Here is a 3,321-nt window from a genome sequence, read left to right as displayed (position 1 = left end):
TTATCGTAAGTCAGCAACTGCTTGTCGTGATGACGGTTGCGCGACTGTAACGGTCGAGATCACCCACCCATTTCATCCCCTGCGCGGTACCCGAATCCAGTTGGCTACTCGCCGTCAGAACTGGGGAGAGGATCGTGTGATGTTCTATGACGAACATGGCCGGCTAGTGTCGATACTGGCCTCATGGACTGATGTGGACGAACCGGACGCGTTCGCTCAGACCGCAGCGGGACGCTCCGAGTTTCGTGTCGAGGACCTCCGAAGGCTGCGCGCGCTGATCGACGACTTGAAGCTGGAGGTCCTCGGCCGTGTCAAATAAATTATGCCGTCTATGTAAGCTAAATAACGCCGCTACTGTGGTGCAGGCGCTTGGAGGCGGTGACGGGAATACCGTTAATACGGTGGGGTTTCTACGATTTCATGGCTGGTCAGGCCTTGACATTGAAATAAATGCGGCATATTTTAAATTACATATCTCTAGCCGGCGCAGTGACCTTGACCAAGCTCGATTCGAAGCAGGACCGCCTCAGGCGACTCGGCGTGCTGAACCCTCATCCCGAGCGGGTGCGAGCTCCCTGGTTTCAGTCGAACGATTTCTTCGACGCCCGCGATCTGATCCAGGTCAAGTACGAGATGCTGCGCCACGTCAGCGTCGACGGCGCCTCGAAGGCCGACGCTGCAGAGCTGTTCGGCGTGTCCCGCCCGACCTTCTATCAGGCCGAGGCAGCATTCGCGCGCGACGGCCTGGCCGGACTCATGCCGAAACCGCGTGGGCCCAAGGGCGCACACAAGCTCAATCTCGAAGCGATGGCCTTCGTCGAACGACATCTCGAAGGAGACGGCTCCATTCACGCCCGCGCACTAGCCGAGCAACTGGAATCCGAGCTTGGCATCTCGGTCCACCCCCGCAGCATCGAACGCGCGATCGCACGCAAAAAAAAACCGTAGAACCATCTGTCGCCACCCATCCCCTCGCGCAAACCTTGACTGCTGCCTACGAGGCGCTACGCGACGCGGTGATAGAAGGCGCCCCTTGCCCAGAGGGTATGGCGGCGATTCGTTACCACGGCATGCTGCATGGACTTTCCATGCTTGCGATGACGGCCCCTGCGACCAGCGACGCTCCTGAATCTCGCAAAGAGGAACGCATGGGCGCACTCCCATCCAGCGACGAATTGGTACGTCTGTTGGCCAATCTCGTTCTGCGCACCCATTCGGAGCTCGCCCATGTCTACTGACCCGTACCAGAAAGTCACGGCCGACCACTTGCGCCGCGACGCCTTTCTATACGTGCGGCAATCTTCGCTGCGACAGGTATTCGAGAACACCGAGAGTACCAAGCGCCAGTACGCATTACGCGAGCGTGCCGTATCGCTGGGCTGGCCCATCGAACGCGTGCACGTCATCGACAGCGACCTGGGTCTGTCCGGCGCGAGCGCAGAAGACCGGGACGGTTTCCAGCAACTGGTCTCGGAGGTCGCCATCGGTCACGCCGGCATCGTACTCGGACTGGAGGTGTCACGTCTCGCGCGCAACAACGCAGACTGGCATCGGCTCATCGAACTTGCCGCATTGACCCACACTCTGATCCTTGACGAAGACGGCGTCTATGATCCGGCTTACTTCAACGACCGCCTGCTGCTCGGTCTGAAGGGAACCATGAGCGAGGCCGAATTGCACGTTCTGAACGCGCGGTTGCAGGGTGGGATGCGCAACAAGGCGCGACGTGGCGAGCTCGAACTCCCGCTGCCCATCGGACTGGTCTACCATCCAAATGGATCGGTTGTACTTGACCCTGATCAGCAAATCCACGCGAGCCTGCGACTGTTGTTCGATACTTACCGGCAAACGCACTCGGCAAGCATGGTTGTGCGCCGGTTCCGTCGCGAAGGCTGGGTCTTCCCGCGGCGCATCCGCCGCGGCATCGGCAAAGGCGAAGTGCAATGGGGCGGGCTAAACACATCGCGTGTCCTGCAGATTCTGCACAACCCCCGATACGCTGGGGCCTTTGTGTATGGGCGGACACGTATTGGACGCAAGGCTGACCTGACGAGCACGCAGTTTAAGGTTGCACAATCCGACTGGCAGGTGCTCATCCGCAGCGCTCACGTCGGCTATATCGACTGGGACGAATTCGAGCGCAATCAGGTTACGCTCAGGCAAAGCGCAAACGGATTTGGTTCGCTCGCACGAGGCACTGTCCCTCGCGAAGGCGATGGACTTCTACAAGGGCGAGTCATCTGCGGGTTGTGCGGAAATCGCATGCGGGTGCGCTACCAGAAGGTAAGCGGCAGGCTTGAACCGTACTACGTATGTCATGACGTCGCTGCCCATGATGCTGGCAAGCCGTGCCAGTCGGTACGTGGACGCGCAATTGATGATGCCATCAGCGCATTACTGCTTCAGACGGTTGGGCCGGCAGCCATCGAAGTGGCGCTAGCGGTCGAGGACGAGATCGCCGGACGCATTGAGCAGGCCAACTCCATGCGTCTGAAGCAACTGGAACGCGCGCGTTACGAAGCTGAGCTCGCGCGCCGTCGCTACATGAATGTTGACCCGGCAAACCGGATGGTTGCCGACGCGCTTGAGGCCGACTGGAATGATCGCCTTCGTCGACTGGACGTGCTACAGCAGGAACACGAACGCCAACGCCGATCGGATCAGGATCTGCTTGGCGACGAGGCTCGTGCACGCATTCGGGCTCTCGCGGATGACTTCGCCGTCGTGTGGAACGACAGACGTATCGAATCCGTCGAGCGCAAGCGTATGCTAAGACTGCTCATCGACGACGTCACCCTGGTGAAGTCGGAGAAGGTCTCGATCCATGTGCGCTTCCGCGGCGGCCGCACGATCTCACTCGCAGTCGACAAACCCAGGTCGATGGCACTTGTACGCAAGACACAACCGGCGGTCGTCACCGTCATTGATGGGCTTCTGGAAACGTGTACCGATCAGCAGGTCGCCACACGACTCAACGAGCTCGGATATACAAACTGGCAGCACCAGACATTCACCGCGCGGAAGGTGGCGCTGGTACGGACCACCTATGGGCTGCCGAGTCGATATGAGCGACTACGCGCGCGTGGCTTGCTCACCGGCGCCGAACTCGCCACGCAACTCGAAGTTAGCCAAACCACGATCCACCAATGGGGACGGCAAGGGCTTCTACGGCGGCACGTTTACGGGCATGATCACCGCTGCCTATACGAACCTCCAGGGAATGTCCCGCTCGTAAGAGGCACCGCTGGACGCAAAGCTACACAAGCAACCTTCATCGCCGCTCCAACTACCGGACAAGGTGCAATGTGAAACCTACTCCTT

4 protein-coding genes are annotated in these 3,321 nt (G+C 59.7%); all 4 read left to right on the top strand.

The genetic code is table 11. The features are described from left to right. Window positions 1-319, top strand: a 319-nt coding sequence (locus QCE73_RS39150; RefSeq protein ID WP_309886165.1) for a DUF5372 family protein, incomplete at its 5' end; no start/stop codon positions are given. A gap of 176 nt (window positions 320-495) precedes the next feature. Beyond that, window positions 496-948: a helix-turn-helix domain-containing protein gene (locus QCE73_RS39145; RefSeq protein ID WP_073426921.1), complete on the top strand. Its 453-nt coding sequence runs from the start codon at window positions 496-498 to the stop codon at window positions 946-948. A gap of 35 nt (window positions 949-983) precedes the next feature. Beyond that, window positions 984-1,238 (top strand): hypothetical protein, encoded by a 255-nt coding sequence (locus QCE73_RS39140; protein WP_233391158.1) that lies wholly within the window; start codon window positions 984-986, stop codon window positions 1,236-1,238. Continuing rightward, window positions 1,228-3,309, top strand: coding sequence for a recombinase family protein (locus QCE73_RS39135; protein WP_233391408.1), 2,082 nt, complete (start codon window positions 1,228-1,230; stop codon window positions 3,307-3,309). Before QCE73_RS39140 ends, QCE73_RS39135 begins: the two co-directional genes overlap by 11 nt. Window positions 3,310-3,321: the final 12 nt, after the last annotated feature.

Source organism: Caballeronia sp. LZ029, from assembly GCF_031451275.1.
Taxonomy (GTDB): domain Bacteria; phylum Pseudomonadota; class Gammaproteobacteria; order Burkholderiales; family Burkholderiaceae; genus Caballeronia; species Caballeronia jiangsuensis.
Note: the sequence above shows the minus strand (reverse complement) of the source record. Positions and strands in the feature narration are given on the sequence as shown.